The following is an 18,549-nucleotide window of genomic DNA, read 5'->3' on the forward strand; positions in this document are numbered from 1 at the left end:
ATTTATTCTCGTTCTGCTATTCGTAAGCGGGCACTGCGCGCGCGGTTATTTCGTTCTTTTTCTTCATCATCCGGATCAATTGCTTTGCCAACTGATTTGAAAGGCTTATTGGTATTACCGTATAAATCTTTCTCTGCATCACCATGAAATTTTCCTTGCTGCACAAAGTTTTTCACCAGGCGGTCTTCCAGGGAATGATAACTGATGATTGAAAGTCTGCCGCCGGACTTTAATACCTGCTGACTTTGTTCCAATAAATCTTTCAATGCTTCAAGTTCTTCGTTTACTTCAATTCGAAGTGCCTGAAAAACCTGTGCGTAATATTTACTTTCTTTCCCTCTTGGTGCGTAGTCTGACAAGACTTCAATCAATTCGGAGGTACGGTTAATCGGTTTGTTAATGCGTTCTTTTACCAAGGCCTGTGCAAGTGTTTTTGCATTTCTCACTTCGCCATACATACCCAGAATACTGTGCAGGCCATGTTCTGAATATTTATTAATGATATCGGCTGCCGTCTTATCAATGGCACGGTCCATACGCATATCCAGCGGCGCATCGTAACGGATAGAGAATCCCCGTTCAGGCGTATCGATCTGATGAGATGAGATACCCAGATCACCTAATAAACCATCTACTTTATCTACTCCGTTCAGACGTAAATATTTTTTAATGTACCTGAAGTTGGCTGGAATCAAGGTGAAGTTTGGACCAATGAGATCTTTTGCGTTATCAACGGCATCAGCATCCTGATCAAAGGCGTACAGTTTACCACCTTTTAAGTGTTTTAAAATCTCACGGCTATGACCACCTCCGCCAAATGTTACATCGACGTAGATTCCTTCCGGATTAATGTTTAAACCCTCTACACTTTCTTTTAATAAGACCGGAACGTGATACATAAGCCTGTTATTCCTTTTTTGTTGGTGCTAAATATTTTTCTGCGAGCTGGGCAAATTCAGATGAATCCTGAATCAGGAACTTCTGATATAAGTCTGGCGACCATATCTCCACCCTGTTACCCATCCCCACTACTGTTATATCTTTTTCAAGCTGTGCATGTGCCATCAGCATTTTCGGGATCAGTAAGCGACCATTGCTATCCAGTTCAACTTCATTGATCCCGCGGAAGAAGTTCCGTTGAAATACCCGGTATTCTTCACTGAACTCATTCAAACCAGATACTTTCGAATAGATTTTCTTGAACTCTGTCTGCGAATACAACACAATACAGGATTCAAAACCCCGTGTCAAAACAACGTTTCCGGCATCGATATCAGGCAAATTGGACTTAATACGAGCAGGCAGGACCATTCGGCCCTTCGCGTCTACTGTACAGTCATATTCACCTGAAAAGAATCCCATATATTTTTACCCTTGATATACAATCGGTTAATCAAATTTAAAAAAGAAAAAACAAAATCCAACCACATCAACCCACTTTAACCCACAATTATAAGATTTTAAACCATTTTGTGGAAAAATAGACCCTTTACCAACAAGAATTCAACTAAATGATGCACAGCAAAGGAGCTTTTCCGGATAAACAGACATAGCCGGCATGTTTAATGAATTTTATTCAAACAGTTAAAAAAGCAAAAAAAGTATAAACCTGTTTTTGGCACCATGACCTTAAAACCCCGTATTTATAAGGGCTCTTTTACTTCATTTTTTTAAAAACGCCTGCAAAGCCAATAAAAACGGGCATGCAATAGAAATAAAACGATATTCACATCAAATAAAATAATGTATATAAGATGCAACCTATTATGAAAGCACCGTCAATAAAGGGATCAATAAATATTGTTGTATGCAATAAATAAAAAAATAGATATACACAAATTGTACTTTAACCCGCTATGCCCCTATTAACGGAGGCTACAGAACATGTGAATTAAGATAAAGTTATCAACAAATTGATAAAATATTCCTGAAGGGCTTGCAGAGTAAGGGTTTTCCTATAATTTCGTATAACAATTTTAACTTTTACAAACAAAAACTACACACTATGAACAAGGCAGAATTAATCGATGCTATCGCAGCTGAATCAAAATTAACTAAAGCAGATTCTAAAAGAGCTTTAGATGCATTTCTTAACGCTACTGGTAAAGCGCTTAAAAAAGGTGAATCAGTTGTATTAATTGGTTTCGGTTCTTTTAAAACAGCTACACGTGCAGCTCGTAACGGTAGAAACCCACAAACTGGTAAAGTAATTAAAATCAAAGCTAAAAAAGTAGTTAAATTCAAAGCTGGTGCTGAACTTACTAAAAAAGTTAAGTAATTAACCGCCTTACTTTTTTACATAAAAAAACCTGATCAAAACCGATCGGGTTTTTTTATGTAAATCCGTATTTATTTTAAGGTTTTCTATACATAAAAAATCTTAAAAACCTTACAATATCCTTCCGTCTTAATCGTCTACCTCATTAACCACATGCTTATCAGACATAATGCATGCACCCTTGCTTGCATTATTTATCTGTGTATGTATACAAATTAATCGAATAAGCAATCAATACATTTGTTGTGACTAAATCCGGACTCACTCTTATTCTATTTTACATTACATCTATTTATTCGGGCTATGCCCAGAAGATGAGTAAAAGCGCTATACACTACGAAGCTTTTGGTGCCGGCTGGTACACAAGTGTAAAATTTATACGTGCATTCCGTTATGAACATTTTCTGGTTTCAAAAGAAAAGCATTCAGTCATGCTCCAGGCAGGATTAGGCGTTTCAAAATGGACAGATTTCACAACAGACTTTAATCCGGATATACTTGTGCCGCTTTCCCTGGGATATATGTATGGAAAATCACGCAGCCATCCTATTGTTTCAGCAGGAATGATCTATAGTAGTTATACTTTTTTTAATGCCCGCAAAATTGATATAGACAGGCACAGGCAACTATCATTAACCTGGTCTGCCGGTTACCGCTATACACATCCGAATGGAATTACATGCAGTCTCTTTTATATCGGCATGGCAGATGGTATGGATGTAATCCGCTACGGAGCTGGTTTTTCAATTGGATATAGATTTAAAAAAGGTCATCTATGAAACAGATATACTTACTTCTTTTATGCGGCGTACTATTCGCCTGCAAAAAAAAAGAGTCGTTACCTGAGGTACAAAAAATCGGGCACAGCGGCATGGGCTTATACGGCGATTATCCGATCAATTCCTTTGAATCATTGATGCAGGCATTCTTGTTGGGTGCAGATGGTGTCGAAATTGATGTTCAGATGACCCGTGATGGCATATTGGTACTATTGCATGATGAACTGTTAGACAATCAAACCAATGGTACAGGTGCCGTTCAGGAACGTACCTGGGATGAGATAAGTAATCTTGCGTATGATAATATTGCACTGGGGCGGTATAATATTATCCGGCTGGATTTCCTTTTAGAAAACTGCGGACCCCATATCGATAAATTATTTTATTTCGATATCAAGCCTAATGCCTACAGCACGGAGCATTTATATACATTAAACAGAAACCTTTCAACGCTTATAACAAAATTTAATCTTGAAGATAATTCTGTGCTGATGTATCAAAACAATGCGCAATTTTTACATATGCTATCTTTACGAACCGACCTTACTATTTATTCTTATTCAGATTTTAACACAGCGAAAAAAAATATTTTACAGTATAAGCTTAACGGATGGGTAGCAAGTATAAACGATATAGACGAATCAAAAGTAGCACAGATGCACGAAATAGGTGCCCGTGTAGTTGGATTTAGTACATTTAATAAAAATGATCATCTGAATCTCATACATAAAGGTGTGGATATTATTCAAACAGATAATCTTAAAAATCTGATCAATCTGTATCAATAACAACTGCTTGCTTGTATTATTGATACTTTCCCTACCTTGCACATGCTTTTTTAAGAGCAATAGATTTTAATGCTGTTATATAATTTCTATCTTTGCCTGCATAAACTTTTACCTTTTCCACTCTTGTTGTGAAGGATCTTTCTCATAGAGATTGCTGCAACATTTTTTATAAAAAAATCATCACATAATGTTAGAAAAACAAATACGCGCCGTATATGATCAACAGACTATAACTGTTTATCAAGCGTATAAAAATGAAATAGCTATACCGGCTGTAAAAAATCAAAAATTCGTAGCGCCTTTTAAAATCGAACGCATGACCTGGATCAAACCATCTTTTTTATGGATGATGTATCGGTCTGGCTGGGCAGCCAAAGAAGGTCAGGAGCATGTACTGGCCATTAAACTAAAACGCGAAGGGTTTGAATGGGCGCTGGCTAATTGCTGTTTGTCGCACTTTGATAGTACAATGTTCTCTTCTTTGGAGGCATGGAAAAACAAATTAGAGCACACACAGGTACGCTTACAGTGGGATCCTGAAAAAGATATTCACTTACAAAATCTTGCTTACAGAAGCATACAAATAGGGCTTAGCGGAGTTGCTGTTGAACACTATGTAAACGATTGGATCGTGTCTATCGATGACATCACACCGGTTTGTAAAAAGATCCATGCGCTGGTGCTTGATAAAAAAACAGAGGAAGCAAACAGTTTATTACCGGCAGAAAATATCTATCCGGTTTCTGAAACATTGAAACATACTATTGGGGCAGATTAAAAAATACTTTCTGGAAACTATCAGCAGCTCTACGCAGAAGTCTGGATATATATACACTCGAAAGGTATTAACCTGCTAAACGTTTTAACATAATACAGCCTGAATAGTATATCCATTTCAATCCCGATAAAAAGAAAGCCTTCCCGCGGGATCCACGGGAAGGCTTTCTTTTTATCGGGGAATAAAACTTATCGTTTCATTAAATTTTTCATGTTGGGCGGAATACCTTTACCCTGCATTTTGTTCATGCTCTTCATCATTTTACGCATGTCTTCAAATTGCTTCAACAGGTTATTTACTTGCTGAATAGAAGTTCCAGACCCTTTTGCTATTCTGTTTCTTCTGTTACCGCTTAACAGATCCGGGTTCTCCCGTTCTTCTTTTGTCATAGAGAAAATGATTGCTTCAATCGGTTTGAATGCATCATCATCAATCGGCAGATCTTTCATCATTTTACCCATACCCGGAATCATACCGACAAGGTCTTTGATGCTACCCATTTTTTTAATCTGCTGAATCTGATTTAAGAAATCTTCAAAGTTGAATTGATTCTTTCTTAATTTCTGATTTAACTTCTTTGTTTCTTCTTCATCAAATACCTGCTGCGCACGTTCTACAAGCGATACAACGTCACCCATACCCAGAATACGGCTTGCCATACGTTCCGGATAGAACACATCAAGTGCATCCATTTTTTCACCAGTACTGATGAATTTGATTGGCTTCTCAACTACTGCACGAATAGAAATTGCAGCACCACCACGGGTATCCCCATCTAATTTGGTTAATACAACACCGTCAAAATTAATGCGGTCATTGAATGCTTTTGCTGTATTCACCGCATCCTGGCCGGTCATGGAATCGACTACAAAAAGTGTTTCTGAAGGTTGTATTGCCTTCTTCACTTCTGCAATTTCATTCATCATCTGTTCGTCTATCGCTAAACGACCGGCCGTATCTATGATTACAACTTTCTTATTATTTTTCTTAGCGTATTCAATTGCGTTCTTTGAAATTTCAACAGGCTTCTTATTGTCAGGTTCTGTATATACTTCCACACCTACCTGCTCACCCAATACCTTCAACTGATCAATGGCAGCCGGCCTGTACACATCACAGGCAACCAGCAACACATTTCTGTTCTGCTTTTTGATGTAAGCAGCAAGCTTCCCGGAAAACGTTGTTTTACCCGAACCTTGTAAACCTGCAATTAATATAACAGAAGGATCTCCTTTCAGGCTGATTTCCTGCTTTTCTCCACCCATTAACTTTGTTAACTCTTCATGGGTGATTTTAACAAGTAATTGTCCCGGAGAAACTGAAATAAGTACTTCTCTGCCTAAGGCAATTTCTTTTATATCATCGGTTACAGACTTTGCTACTTTATAGTTAACATCGGCATCAATCAAGGCTTTGCGAATTTCCTTAGCTGTTGTGGCAACGTTAATTTCTGTAATTCTACCCTGGCCCTTTAGGGTTTTAAATGCTTTATCGAGCTTCTGACTTAAATTATCAAACATAATGGTATTAGAAATGGCTACTAAAATACAAAAAAACTAAAGCAGAGCCTAAATTATTCTCAGCTAACAAAGAAACGGGGTCATTATTATCCTTTATCTGGATTATTTTCCGGAAATCGACTTTTTTAGAAAAAAACCGCTCAGGCATGTTACAACCGTTTACATCCCCTTCCAATTTTGTATTCTCTTATGTTAAAAAAATAAAAATATTTTGTTAAACATAATTATTTACACGGCAATTTTAACATTATTTGTTATTATAAACCTTAAAAATCAGCACTATGAAAAAATTATTTTATTTATTTTTATTTGTTATAGCATGTAATCCAATGCTTTTTGCACAAATTCCTACAGCAAACTTAATTGCAAGGTATCCTTTTTCTGGCAATGCGAACGATGTAAGCGGCAACGTCCTCAATGGAACGGTTAATGGTGCAACGCTGGTAGCAGATCATAATGGCACAACAAATGATGCATACGATTTTACTTATGGGAATAGTATAACGGTTAGTTCACAACCCATTCTGGATAATGGATTTGGTCTTGGTATTACCCTTGCAACATGGGTGTATATCACTAGTCCAGGTCAATCAGCCCGGTTGATTGACAGAACATTAGTAGGCAATAATTCCGGATTTATACTGGACCTTGTAAATGGTCAGTTAAGATTTATCGGCGATCGGACGATCGGTGCAAATATGTCAAGTATAACTGTTCCTACAAATACATGGACACACGTAGCCATAACATTTAATAATTCCACCGGAACATTGATTTATTATGTAAATGGTGTAAGTACCCAAACCTTCAATAACTCTACGCGTTTGGTTGGTACGGCAACAAACCTTCCGCTTCTATTCGGCAGAGATCAGAGTGGAGGAAGTTTATTTGTTGGTTCTATGGATGAACCAAGTATATACGGAAGAGCACTTTCATTGTGCGAAATCAGAGCGCTGGCTGGATTAGGACAATTAACAACTCCTATCACGGGTAACAATACTGTTTGCGTAAATCAATTATTACTTCTTTCAAATGCTACTTCAGGAGGAACCTGGTCCAGTTCAAATACTGCTGTTGCAACCGTTAATTCATTTGGATTAGTAAGCGGAATAAGCGCCGGTCCTGCGGTTATTACCTATACTGTACCAAGCGGCGGTTGCCAGTTAGTGGCTAATTTCCCAATAACAGTAAACAGTACACTTGTGTTTACTATTGTAGGCAATTCTACGGTATGCCCTAATTCCAGCGGAAACGGATATACTGTTTCTCCCATTGTTTCTAACGCCGACTATACATGGAATATTCAGAATGGACCTAATGTTGGTGTCAATTTTCCTGTCAACGGCTCTACAAATACCACGCTTACTATTCCTAATTCTGTAACAAACAATCAATTTATTCTTAGATGCCAGGGATTAAATCTATGCGGCAGTTCAGCAATCGTTTCTAAAACCATTACCCTCAGTACCGACGTGCCGGCGGTTCCCAATGTCACTTGTTCAGGAACAAGCGGTTCTAACACATGTGTTAATCTTACCGTTACCAATGCAGGTACGAGTTCAATTCAATGGATTGTTAACGGTGTGGTTCAGGGTACTTCCAATACATTTGTAAGACCTCTTAATTCATCTGTTCTATGTACCTTCACCAGTCCATCAGGTTGTACCAAATCTACCTGGTATTCTCCGGCTGTTGTTTGTACGTACCAGGCAAGAACAAGCAACACCGCATCTGACAATTATACAGGATTAGTACTATATCCTAATCCGAATGCCGGAAACTTTACAATTAAAACAAATAACTACAATGGTAAAGCTTTAGTATATAGTATTCTTGGTGTTGTTGTTGATGAAATAACTGTTACTGACGTAAACAATTCATATAACCTCGACATCTCTGACAAACCTAAAGGTACTTATCTTCTCAAATTAACAGGCGGAGATCAGGATCATGTAAGTGTTTTTGTTGTTCAATAAGAATTCAGCAACACAATGTTAACCTGAAAGTACTTGTGAGCAGGCATTAAATGCTACTCACGTATAACTGGTTGATTACATCTGAAAAGGAAGAGGTTTAATTAATTTAAACCTCTTCCTTTTTATGTTAAGGTACTATGCGGCTTTGTTGAGAATACTGCATAAAGCCAGCATATATAAATAATACCCGGATATGCTTGGATTATGCAGCAATGAGATTAATATTCACTTCTGAATATTAATCTCATTGCTGCTATAAAAATATAACCTGTTGCTTCAGAGATCAGCGATCGAAAGTCTGTTGTAATTTTTCAATATCCAGCATGTGTTCCGCATTCCGCGCTAACCATTCTTTATCCTTTTCCCACCATTTGAATGCCAGTAAAAATGCAATCTGGGAATCTGTAAACCGATACTTAATATTTTTAGCTGGTACGCCGCCAACAACTTCATACGGGGTAACATTTTTTGTTACTACTGCACCCGCAGCAATAATAGCACCATCGCCAATGGTTACGCCATCTGCAATGATAACGTTTGCACCGATCCATACATCATTACCAATAGAAACAGGCATGTGTTCAGTAAAAGAATCGGTGCCGGAAAAAGTAATTGCCACCTGTTTTGCCTTAGAATAAAATGCCGGATGAATGGAAACAAATGTACTTGTAGGATGTGTGCCCAGACCCATCTGTACATTAGGACCAATCGCACAAAACTTACCTATATGGCTGCGTGAAATCTGACTGTTTTTAGCAATGTACGTATAAGACCCTACAGTTGAATGCCACAGCCGTACGTGATCGTATAATCTGTTATATTCCCCGAACGTGCTGCCTTTTATATTAGTCAGGTAACCAAGCTGCAGGTTACTGCCCCGGTATTTTATTTCTAAAACCGTTTTTTGTACAAGCCAGTACAGCCAGAGCGTAAAAGGGTTTTTCAATATACTGCTGATAAATCTCATAGTAAATCGGTTATTTTTTTCCGTTCAAATGCATCTACATACGAACCTTCGGTTACATTGTAAACACGCACACCTACGTGATCGGCGTATTTTTTAATTGCCTTATATCCGGCAAACGTTTTAACAGCCATCATCAATACAGCCGCCAGATCTGCTTTAACAGAAGAACCCGGTCTGATATGCACTTTTGTTTTTCCGCCATCATTATTTTTATCGTAAAAATGTGTATGCTGCAGGTATACTTCATTTTCGTCGCTAACCCATACATCTTTAAAAAAAGAATTTTCAACGCCGGTAAGGTAGATGTTTTTATAGTTTATCTTAACGCCTAAAAAGATGGAAGCGACTACTACGTTTTGGCAGAGGGGCATTCCGATGCCACGCTTATAAAAAAAATAACTAAACCAATCAAAGCCTTGTACAATGGTATAATTAAAATAATGGATGTTGATATTGGAATTTCTTTTTGCTATCTCCTGAATGTGTGTTGAATGTTTAGACATCTGAGGGACAAGAATATTAAACTTCCAGGACGTTTTTTCGATAAGCACTTCAATCATGTCTTTTATATCTGCGCGCAACGTTGCTGAATCTTTGGGATAATAAGCATTATCGAGCCATACCAGGATGTTGGGTTTGAGAGATTCAAACTCTGCACTGGCAGGAAAATTATTTACGCAAATCAGATCTTTGTTCTCAAAAAATGAAGGAGTCTCTACCAGCGCTTTTTTTAAGGACGGCCCGTTGCCGATAACAATCGCCTCGTAGTTTTCAGGTTTAGGTACGCTTACATTAAACCTTGACAGTACAACTACTTTAATAAGTGAAGAAAATAACGAAAAAAAATCCGACACATATTGTTGTAATTTCTCTGCAAAGTCTTTCAGTAGGAAGATCATATTATTTATGAATGAGGCTTAATAATATTCAGATTAAATGTATTCCTGATTAACGCAAATCATCCAGAGACAACGGGGTACCGGCTTTAATATCCTGATTGGCTTGTTTTGTTAATACCGAATCATAATAACGTGTATGCAGGCCATTACACGGTCTTATAGAACGTACATTGAGTGCTGTAAACGCTTCTCCTTTTTTAATGTCTTTTACAACATATAAAGAACGTTTGAACTGAAGGCTTTTCTTTTCTTTTTCGGAAAGAATATAATTTACTTTTCCCAAAGAAAGAAACGCGCGTTCTGTTTCAACAACCAGGTTTTTCAACTCTTCCGGTTCCAGTGAAAAGCTTGAATCAACACCGCCATCAGCTCTGCTCAACGTAAAATGTTTTTCTATGATACGTGCGCCCAATGCTACAGAAGCAATGGCAACGCCAATGCCCATGGTATGATCAGATAAACCCACCGGCACATCAAACAAAGTACTCATGTGCGGTATGGTATAAATGTTTGTACTTTCCGGTGTTGCCGGATACGTACTGGTACATTTTAATAATACCAGTTCTTTACAGCCATTATCTCTTAGCACTTTTACTGATTCCTGAATATCTGCAATGGTAGAAACGCCGGTACTCATGATGACAGGCTTATTTGTCTGCGCAACTTTTTTCAGTAAAATATGATCGGTGTTTTCAAACGATGCAATTTTATAACAAGGTACATCCAGACTTTCTAAAAAATCAACGGCAGTAGTATCAAACGGACTGCTGAAAGCAATCATACCGTGTGATTTGGCACGTTCAAATATCGGTGCATGCCATTCCCAGGGTGTATATGCCTGTTGGTATAATTGATGCAGATTCTGATTTTTCCAGATAGAGTTTTCATCCTTAATGATAAACTCGTCCGATGTTCCATTAAACGTAATAGTATCTGCTGTATAGGTCTGCAGTTTTAATGCGTGCGCACCTGCTGCTGCTGCTGCATCAACAATTGCCAATGCCCTGTCTAATGATTGATTATGATTTCCAGACATTTCTGCAATCACAAATGGCTTGTGATTTTCTGATATAATCGTACTTCCGATTTTAAACATGTTGTCTCAATAAAATAAATCTTAATTCCTGATCAACGGTATATTCTTCTTTCAATATAAAGCCTGCTTTTTCAAAGGCTTTTACTGAAGCGGTATTTGTTGCTTTAATATGCGCCGCTATAGGTTTTGTAAAATTACGGAAATATTCGGTGCAAGCCGAATCTATCATAAAAGCGGATAAAGACTTCCCTCTGAATGCGCTATCAATTGAAATTCCAATGACTGCCTCTTCTTCACCGCATTCAATACGTACTTGCCCTACAGGAATTTTCGCTGCATCTTCGAACACCAGCAGCAAGCTATCCGGAGAACTGATTTTCTTCAAAAACCATTCCGTATGTGTCTTTAAATCAATTTTATTGGTTCCAAAGGAATTTTTCCGTGTAACTTCATCATTGGCCCAGTTAAAATAGGTCATCAAATCCTGTTCGCGTGCTTTTCTGAAGGTTATTTGTACTTCGCTCATATCTTTTTGAAAGCCTGTTGAAACCGTTCTGCTGTTTTACCATCAAAAAACAGTTTTTGCTGATTGAGCGTTTCATCCCATTTTCCGGCATTGAATTCAAGGCTTTTTACCAAAACCGATTCTTCAACGTTTTTATCCAATACGTCCAGTGACAAGTTATTCTTTTTAAAGAACGCAGCATTTGACGCTTGATTTGCAGCTGTTAATACCCCTATGAATGGTTTATTTAAAATACACACTTCATATGCGATTGTTGAGCAGGATACAATAGCTACTGTACAGCTGTTTATCTCATCAATCATTTCTTCTGCAGACAAGCTTCTTTTGATGATCACGTCTGGTGAAGCCTGAAACGGTTTAAAACTTTCGCCGTTTTTATTTGCAGCACCCAGTATCAGCGTAATACTATAGTTTTCCTGCACAGCAAGAAGTGCGTGAACAATCTTCAAAGAAATATTATCCGGATCCGCACCGCCCAGATTAATCAATATAGTCTTTTTTATTTTATTGCCTGCATCCTTGTTTGCGGTTCTTTTATCAAAAAAAACTTTGCGGACTAATGCATATCCTGTCCCCAATAAAAAAGTAGTATATGCTGAAGCATCATAATCTGAAGCCTGTACAAGCCCGTTGTGATTAATAAGTACGTCTGCATATTGATGCCCGCTGACTAAATCGTCTATATACACCAATGAACGGCATTGCTGTTTAATAGCTTTTTGATACGCTGCATCAAATGCATATCCATCTAATACAACAATATCTTCTTTGGATAGTACCGTTAAAAAATGTGCTGCATCTTCTCTGTGATTTTTTGTTTCAGGAAGCGGAATAACTTCAGATACTGCTGAATGTAATAACTGAAGAATAGGCGCAGACGGATTTTGAATCGCAAATTTTACATAAAATACATCCTGCAGCATTTCACACAAAGCAACACAGCGCATGACATGACCCAGACCGATTTCAGAATTACCATCTGCTCTAAAAACAATTGTTGCTTTTCTATTCATGGGTGTTTTTAAATTCATCTCGTTGCTTCGCAATTCCGGAGAAAATGATTTCTCTTCTACACAACTCTTATCTGTTACCGATTAAGCGCACACCACTCCGACTGAACAAACGTATGTACGTAATTATTGCTGGCGTTTCAATTGTGTATATTTAAATTCAGCAACTTTCCAGTCTTCTTCTGTATCTATATCATGCGCGGCCATTTCATCAATTTCAATGCCGCTTGAATTAGCTGAGAGTAAAGCCCCTGAAGCGAGGAATGCGGGTACATTAAAAAAGTAAAACTGACCGGTATCATGGTAGGTTACTTCCAGATCCTGAGAACGCTTGAGTGCATTTTCAGGCTGTAGCCAGGCTAACTTATTTTCTTTAAATACCAATGCGCGTTGTATCGGAAATGAAAACCGTTGTATCGGAAAGACAGAATCCAATCCTTTTTCCATTAATAATGTATGTGCCTCGGATAAGATCTGCGCATCAACAAACGGTGCCGTTGGATATATGCAGCAGGCATACCGGTATTCTTTGCCCGATGTTTTATATACACCCAGTACTTCCTGCAGCACTTGTGCTGTTGTAGCAAAATCATCCGAAGAAGAACTGCTTCTTAAAAATGGCACACTCGCTCCATACGAGCGTGCTATTTCTGCAATTTTTTCATCGTCGGTAGAAACCATTACTTCATCAAAAAGCTTTGATGCAAGAGCGGCTTGTATTGAATATGCAATAATCGGTTTCCCTAAAAAATTTTTAATATTTTTCCCAGGTATACGTTTGCTTCCGCCACGCGCCGTTATAATTGCAACATTCATTAATCTGCTGTTATATTTTTTCTAATAAATACATACAATCTTTATTCCCTGACTCTGCCTGGCTTACATAAGGAAATAATTCTTTTTTCACCAATTTAAGATTTGGACAGTATTTCATAAAAAGATCTGCATAATCGGCTTTCCATAAATAATCTGTATTTCCTCTGTAATTGATTGTTGTTGTTTCTTCTGCGTAATATTCCCAGCCCCAGATGTATTTTTTAGAACAGCGTACCATTTCGCGCATCATGGTTGGCAGGTTATCCGGAGAGATATGGATCAATACACCATTGGTACAAACAACATCAAAGAAGTTATCTTTAAAAGGTATGTCAAAACCTGAACCCTGAATAACATTTATATTCTTTGTATATGCTTTTGCTTTTTCAACAGCATATTCCTGAAGTTCTACACCATATATATGTTTAAAACCTGAACGCTGTAAACCTGCCAGCTGCATTCCTGTATTACAACCTACTTCAAGTATGGAAGCATCTTTCGGTAATGCATTCAAAAACCGATCGTTCATTTCAACTTTAGAAATGCCCCAGTTCTCGATGTAAAATTTATCCCACTCTGCCGACTCTCTTGAATTACGGTCTGTATATTCTTTTCCGAATTCACCACCCCAAAATTGCTCTTGCTTCGTTTTCATATCTTAATCCTTAATCTTTTTTTATAATATAGCACGGTGTAACACAATACGGAAGACGTTTTATCGTAGCATCTTTATCTTTAAAATAATCATCCACGGCTTTGTTCGCACCCGGGAAAACATTTGCATAATCATCCAGCAAAATAACGCCTCCCTTACTAACCAACGGATAGAAATATTCTAACGCAGCCTTCGTAGGCTCGTATACATCTACATCAATATTTAGAAATGATATTTTCAGTTCCGGATGTTTTTTCAAATATTCGGGAATTGTTTTTACAACATCTCCTTTGATGAGATCTACATTCTCATCACATTTTTTATGCTTCAGCACGTCTAATAATTGTTCAACACCTATGCCCTGCTCCCCGCTGTCTGTAACAAATTTATCTCTCCATTTTTTATCTCCTTCAAAATCTGTTTGAGGAAATTCTCCAAAGGCATCAAAGCCAATAATTCTTTTCGCCAACGGATTCGTTAGTAACTGCCTGAACGCTGCAAAACGAACCAGCGACGCTCCTTTAAACACACCGCATTCAACAATAGCACCCGGCACATCTATGGTGTGTTTAAATAAATCATAATGCGCCATTACTTTTGCCATCCTGTTTACATCAGATGACAGATAAAAATTATTTTCGTATTGAAAGCTTTTAGAAAAATCAGGTAATTCTATCATTATCGTTTTTTATGTTTTTTTTTAAAATATATGATCGGCAGCAACTGCACCATTTAAATGAAAATCAAAATACCAGCCATTCAAGAAAGGATTGTCTGCATGAACAGTCATCCAGCCGGTACCACCTGCAAAGAAATCCTTTATATCTGAATCTTTTTGTGCATGTATTACTTCAATGGCATTGGCCTTGATGATAGCACTTTTTTCCAACGTAGCATTGTCTGCTTCTCTGTAGAACGTTAATACAACGTGTGCATCCTGATTATATGCTTTTAACGGAGATGAATTTGTAAGCACGATTTCCGAATTTCCAACATTTATAAATGGCGCCCACCGGAACGTACTCTTTTTTTGTAATATATTTGGGTTGCCAAGCTGAGGCGCAAAACAAATATTAGATGGAAATTTTACGTCTCTGTTTTTAATGCCGACATTCAACCCAAACTTTATTCTTGTAGGAATTTTTGTTTTGTTTTCCCAGTTGCATGTAATGTTGACAGATTTAATACTATGCGGATCAAACTTTTCTGCTTCTACAATTGCACCGAAATCAATGGTCTCATATTTATTGTCTGCACTTCTTATTGGTTTATATTGATTCAGCTTGCCTTTCGGATTTCCCTGCTGATCGAAGAACTCAAACGATAAGGTAAAATCTGAAGGAGAGAATATGGGATAAATTGCAAGATGCGTATAATAATCATCTTTCAGATACAAGGGAATGGCAACAGAACTATCATTAAACGCTTCATCCTTCCGGTTCCAGTACGATTTATCGTCACTTAATTCCGAAGAATCATAATAGGAATGCGTGATGCTGATTGCCTTTGATGCGGTGTCTATGTTACCGACTAAAAACCTTGGGAAAAAACCTTCAAAGTTATGTGCAAATTTAATTGTACCGGGCTGTTTTTGCAACAGCTTTTTTAGATCTATGTACTCATTGAGTTTAATAAAGGTAGTTTCTAACGGAGCAAGTGCGGGTATAGAAAAGCTGCCGGTATACTCCTGCCCGTGCGAATTATTTATCTTATATTCAATAACAGGATTTTTATTTTCAATCGGTCCGTTTGTTAATGCAATAAATGGTTCAATAGAATCATCTCCATATATATCAAAACCTGATTCCCGTACTTTATATTCTTCGTTTACCTTAAGATCTTCAATATCATTATATATGCGCCCTACCGTGTGAACAGCCGTACTGAAGTGTTCGTTACAGTACACCAATACAAATGCCGGATATGGAAAGACCAGATCTTTTGTTGAGAATATTTCAAGCTCCAGCGATCCTGTAAAATCCGATTCGCTGCCTGCCTTTTTAATGACTTCCGAAAACTCAGCGATTTCTATATTAAATGCTTTTGCTGTATCAATCAGCAAATACTTACGCGACAACAGATTTCCTTTCGCATTACGCAGCGTATAGAGCAATCCGATTTCTGTGATGTGTCTTTTAACAAGCCAATACCCCATAAACAGTATCTTGCTTGAATAATCGCTGTTCTGAATAACCGGAAAAATGGCAGAAGATCTGAATACAGGTTTTTGAGAAAGGGAAATATTTTCCCCAACAGTTTTTATAGCTTCTAAATGACTATAGTAAGACCGCATAAATAAATCAGTTGTAAAAGTTTAGTATCTTCTCAATCACATATACTTGCTCATCATCCGTCAATGTCGGGTACATAGGTATACTCAGACAATGATCGTAATATTTTTCCGCTACAGGCATATCTCCTTTTTTAGAACCCAGGCTTTGGTAATACGGCATCAGATGTACAGGTACATAGTGCACCTGAGCAAAAATATTATTTGCTCTTAAGTAGTCGTATAATCCTTTACGGTTTTCAACCTGTATAATATATAAATGTAGTCCGTGATAAACGTTTTCTTTAACAGGTATGGTTTTAATCGCCGTGCCTGCAAATGCAGTATCATATCGTTTGGCAATTTCATGCCTTCTTTGCAGGCCTAGCTGTGCACGTGATAACTGAGAGACACCAAGAGCTGCATTGATATCCGACAAGCGGTAATTATACCCGAGCTCCTGCATTTCCATATACCAGCCGCCATGGTTTTCGATCAAATCAGAATTTCCCTGATAAACCATACCATGTGAACGGTATTTCAATAATTTTTTATACTGTGCTTCTGAATTGGTCGTAATCATACCACCTTCTCCGGTTGCAATATGTTTTACAGGATGAAAAGAAAAAATAGCCAGATCAGCTAATGATCCATCTCCGCAAAAATGTTTCGTATTATTTTTGTCGGTAAAATATGCGCCGGGTGCATGGCAGGAATCCTCGAGGATCCACAATCCATGTTCATCGGCCAAGGCTCTGAATGCAGCCATATCTACCGGATAACCTGCAAAATCAACGGGTATGATACCTGAAAATGTTCCTTTCGGATGTTCTTCCAGTATTGCCCGTACGTTATTGATATCCAGTAAAGCGGTTTCCGGATCAATATCTGCAAATACAACTTCTCCGCCGCAGTACCGGATGCAGTTTGCAGAAGCTGAAAATGTAATGGGCGTTGTTATTACTTTTGAATCTGCGTTTACACCTAATGCCATTGCAGATAAGTGCAAGGCCGCAGTGCCATTGGTTACTGCAACTGCATAGCTTGAACCTACATAAGCAGCAAATTTTTCTTCAAACTCTTTAACCAAGGGACCTTGTGTTAAAAATTTAGAGTGAAGTACAGCTATTACTGCATCAATATCCTGCTGCGTAATGTCTTGTGTTCCGTAAGGTATTGCTTTATCTATTTTCACAGGTTTTACTTATGCGCTGAAATCCGCATCAACATGCTTAACAATCTGTTCACGCAATTGATCTACAGATAACCATTCTGTGTTGGTTCCTGAATTATATTTGAAGCCCATTTCCACTGCTTTCGCATTAAAATGTTTTTTAAAATCTTCAAAACTCCAGGTAGGTGTTGCCGGCAATATGATATAGTATTTTTCGCATTCAACCGTGCTTAATGAATCCGTTTCCGTAATCATTTCTTCGTGCAGCTTTTCACCCGGTCTGATGCCTGTTACTTCGTACGTAGCATTCGGAGCAATGGCTTTGGCCATTTCCATAATATTGTAAGAAGGGATTTTCGGAACAAATAACTCACCGCCCCATGCATGCTCCAGGGCATACATAACCATTTCAACACCATCTTCAAGAGAAATATTAAAACGTGTCATACCTTCATGCGTGATCGGCAACATACCGCTTTTCCGTTTTTCAAGGAAAAACGGAACAACTGAACCTCTTGAACCAATCACATTTCCGTAACGTACGACTGAAAACTGAATATTACGTGCCCCTTTCATATTATTAGCCGCTACAAATAATTTATCGGAACACAATTTTGTAGCACCGTATAAATTAATCGGTGCTGCAGCTTTATCCGTTGATAAAGCAACCACTTTTTGTACACCGCTTGCTAAAGCCGCATTGATCACATTTTCCGCACCAAACACATTTGTTTTAATGCATTCCATCGGATTGTATTCTGCAGCCGGAACCTGCTTTAATGCCGCTGCGTGTACAATCACATCTATCCCTTCACATGCCTGCTTTAAACGCTCTCCATCTCTAACATCCCCGATAAAAAAACGGATGGATGGATAGTGGGAATGCGGATAATGAAGCGACATTTCATATTGTTTTAATTCATCTCTTGAATAAATAACAACCCTTTTAACCTTTGGAAATCTCTTGTATACGGTCTCAACAAATTTTTTCCCAAATGAACCTGTACCACCTGTTATTAGTATTGATTTATTATTTAGATCAAGCATATTCGTATGTATTCAACTCTTTTATTTAATA

General features: G+C 37.9%; 19 protein-coding genes. 5 read left to right on the forward strand and 14 right to left on the reverse strand.

Annotation, left to right across the window (positions count from 1 at the left end; translation table 11 throughout):
- Positions 1-2: 2 nt before the first annotated feature.
- Positions 3-899 carry a 16S rRNA (cytosine(1402)-N(4))-methyltransferase RsmH gene (gene rsmH / locus CHU_RS13365; RefSeq protein WP_011586108.1) on the reverse strand — a complete coding sequence of 299 codons (897 nt, stop codon included), beginning with the start codon at positions 897-899 and terminating at the stop codon, positions 3-5.
- A 7-nt stretch (positions 900-906) separates the two neighbouring features.
- Positions 907-1,362 carry a division/cell wall cluster transcriptional repressor MraZ gene (gene mraZ / locus CHU_RS13370; protein WP_011586109.1) on the reverse strand — a complete coding sequence of 152 codons (456 nt, stop codon included), beginning with the start codon at positions 1,360-1,362 and terminating at the stop codon, positions 907-909.
- A gap of 643 nt (positions 1,363-2,005) precedes the next feature.
- On the opposite strand from mraZ, the gene CHU_RS13375 reads away from it, so the two are divergent.
- The 4 genes from CHU_RS13375 to CHU_RS13390 all read left to right on the forward strand — a co-directional run bounded on the left by CHU_RS13375 (position 2,006) and on the right by CHU_RS13390 (position 4,623).
- A complete protein-coding gene (locus CHU_RS13375) occupies positions 2,006-2,278 on the forward strand; it encodes an HU family DNA-binding protein (RefSeq protein ID WP_011586110.1) in 273 nt (90 codons plus the stop codon).
- Between the two features lie 245 nt (positions 2,279-2,523).
- Positions 2,524-3,057 carry a hypothetical protein gene (locus CHU_RS13380; RefSeq protein ID WP_011586111.1) on the forward strand — a complete coding sequence of 178 codons (534 nt, stop codon included), beginning with the start codon at positions 2,524-2,526 and terminating at the stop codon, positions 3,055-3,057.
- Positions 3,054-3,845: a glycerophosphodiester phosphodiesterase gene (locus tag CHU_RS13385; protein ID WP_011586112.1), complete on the forward strand. Its 792-nt coding sequence runs from the start codon at positions 3,054-3,056 to the stop codon at positions 3,843-3,845. The genes CHU_RS13380 and CHU_RS13385 overlap by 4 nt, the downstream gene beginning before the upstream one ends.
- Before the next feature lie 187 nt (positions 3,846-4,032).
- Positions 4,033-4,623, forward strand: a complete 591-nt coding sequence (locus CHU_RS13390; protein ID WP_011586113.1) for a DUF4291 domain-containing protein — start codon at positions 4,033-4,035, stop codon at positions 4,621-4,623.
- Between the two features lie 188 nt (positions 4,624-4,811).
- On the opposite strand, the gene ffh is transcribed toward CHU_RS13390, so the two are convergent.
- Complete coding sequence (gene ffh, locus CHU_RS13395; protein WP_011586114.1) at positions 4,812-6,143, reverse strand: signal recognition particle protein; 1,332 nt, start codon at positions 6,141-6,143, stop codon at positions 4,812-4,814.
- A 281-nt stretch (positions 6,144-6,424) separates the two neighbouring features.
- Between ffh and CHU_RS18950 the strand changes: the two genes are divergently transcribed.
- Positions 6,425-8,119, forward strand: a complete 1,695-nt coding sequence (locus tag CHU_RS18950; protein ID WP_011586115.1) for a LamG-like jellyroll fold domain-containing protein — start codon at positions 6,425-6,427, stop codon at positions 8,117-8,119.
- 283 nt (positions 8,120-8,402) lie between these two features.
- Here CHU_RS18950 and CHU_RS19880 read toward each other — a convergent pair whose 3' ends face one another.
- The 11 genes from CHU_RS19880 to pseB all read right to left on the reverse strand — a co-directional run bounded on the left by CHU_RS19880 (position 8,403) and on the right by pseB (position 18,518).
- On the reverse strand, positions 8,403-9,086 hold the full coding sequence (locus tag CHU_RS19880) for a CatB-related O-acetyltransferase (RefSeq protein ID WP_072355975.1): 684 nt from the start codon (positions 9,084-9,086) through the stop codon (positions 8,403-8,405).
- The gene (locus CHU_RS13410) at positions 9,083-9,985 is read right to left on the reverse strand and encodes a hypothetical protein (protein WP_011586117.1); all 903 of its coding nucleotides are present in this window, start codon (positions 9,983-9,985) and stop codon (positions 9,083-9,085) included. Before CHU_RS13410 ends, CHU_RS19880 begins: the two co-directional genes overlap by 4 nt.
- Positions 9,986-10,034: 49 nt before the next feature.
- Positions 10,035-11,081 carry a pseudaminic acid synthase gene (gene pseI / locus CHU_RS13415; RefSeq protein ID WP_011586118.1) on the reverse strand — a complete coding sequence of 349 codons (1,047 nt, stop codon included), beginning with the start codon at positions 11,079-11,081 and terminating at the stop codon, positions 10,035-10,037.
- On the reverse strand, positions 11,074-11,547 hold the full coding sequence (locus CHU_RS13420) for a GNAT family N-acetyltransferase (RefSeq protein ID WP_011586119.1): 474 nt from the start codon (positions 11,545-11,547) through the stop codon (positions 11,074-11,076). Before CHU_RS13420 ends, pseI begins: the two co-directional genes overlap by 8 nt.
- Positions 11,544-12,560: a UDP-2,4-diacetamido-2,4,6-trideoxy-beta-L-altropyranose hydrolase gene (gene pseG / locus CHU_RS13425; RefSeq protein WP_041932758.1), complete on the reverse strand. Its 1,017-nt coding sequence runs from the start codon at positions 12,558-12,560 to the stop codon at positions 11,544-11,546. Before pseG ends, CHU_RS13420 begins: the two co-directional genes overlap by 4 nt.
- A gap of 123 nt (positions 12,561-12,683) precedes the next feature.
- A complete protein-coding gene (pseF, locus tag CHU_RS13430) occupies positions 12,684-13,373 on the reverse strand; it encodes a pseudaminic acid cytidylyltransferase (protein ID WP_011586121.1) in 690 nt (229 codons plus the stop codon).
- A gap of 10 nt (positions 13,374-13,383) precedes the next feature.
- Positions 13,384-14,028 carry a pseudaminic acid biosynthesis-associated methylase gene (locus CHU_RS13435; RefSeq protein WP_011586122.1) on the reverse strand — a complete coding sequence of 215 codons (645 nt, stop codon included), beginning with the start codon at positions 14,026-14,028 and terminating at the stop codon, positions 13,384-13,386.
- Between the two features lie 10 nt (positions 14,029-14,038).
- The gene (locus CHU_RS13440; RefSeq protein WP_011586123.1) at positions 14,039-14,707 is read right to left on the reverse strand and encodes a TylF/MycF/NovP-related O-methyltransferase; all 669 of its coding nucleotides are present in this window, start codon (positions 14,705-14,707) and stop codon (positions 14,039-14,041) included.
- 21 nt (positions 14,708-14,728) lie between these two features.
- A complete protein-coding gene (locus CHU_RS13445; protein WP_011586124.1) occupies positions 14,729-16,321 on the reverse strand; it encodes a hypothetical protein in 1,593 nt (530 codons plus the stop codon).
- A gap of 7 nt (positions 16,322-16,328) precedes the next feature.
- On the reverse strand, positions 16,329-17,486 hold the full coding sequence (gene pseC, locus CHU_RS13450) for a UDP-4-amino-4,6-dideoxy-N-acetyl-beta-L-altrosamine transaminase (protein WP_041932759.1): 1,158 nt from the start codon (positions 17,484-17,486) through the stop codon (positions 16,329-16,331).
- A gap of 15 nt (positions 17,487-17,501) precedes the next feature.
- Complete coding sequence (pseB, locus tag CHU_RS13455; RefSeq protein ID WP_011586126.1) at positions 17,502-18,518, reverse strand: UDP-N-acetylglucosamine 4,6-dehydratase (inverting); 1,017 nt, start codon at positions 18,516-18,518, stop codon at positions 17,502-17,504.
- Positions 18,519-18,549: the final 31 nt, after the last annotated feature.

Origin of the sequence: Cytophaga hutchinsonii ATCC 33406 (assembly GCF_000014145.1) — a bacterium.
Lineage (GTDB): Bacteria > Bacteroidota > Bacteroidia > Cytophagales > Cytophagaceae > Cytophaga > Cytophaga hutchinsonii.